Here is a 223-nt window from a genome sequence, read left to right as displayed (position 1 = left end):
GCAGGCGCTGTCGGATCAACTGATCAAAGGTGGTCTGGACACCGTGACCCACGGCACCGACACCCATGTGGTGCTGGTCGACCTGCGCCCCAAAGGCGTCAAGGGCAACGCGACCGAGAAGGCCCTGGGCCGCGCGCATATCACCTGCAACAAGAACGGTGTGCCGTTTGACCCGGAAAAACCAACCATCACCAGCGGCATCCGCCTGGGCTCGCCCGCCGGC

The 223-nt window shown here is 65.0% G+C and carries 1 pseudogene; it reads left to right on the top strand.

Annotated features, from left to right (window positions below):
- Positions 1-223 (top strand): annotated as a pseudogene (glyA, locus tag ABLN94_RS24785) (serine hydroxymethyltransferase); the annotation flags it as partial.

It is taken from the genome of Ruegeria sp. SCP11, from assembly GCF_040329455.1.
Classification (GTDB): Bacteria; Pseudomonadota; Alphaproteobacteria; order Rhodobacterales; family Rhodobacteraceae; genus Ruegeria; species Ruegeria atlantica_E.
Note: the sequence above shows the minus strand (reverse complement) of the source record. Positions and strands in the feature narration are given on the sequence as shown.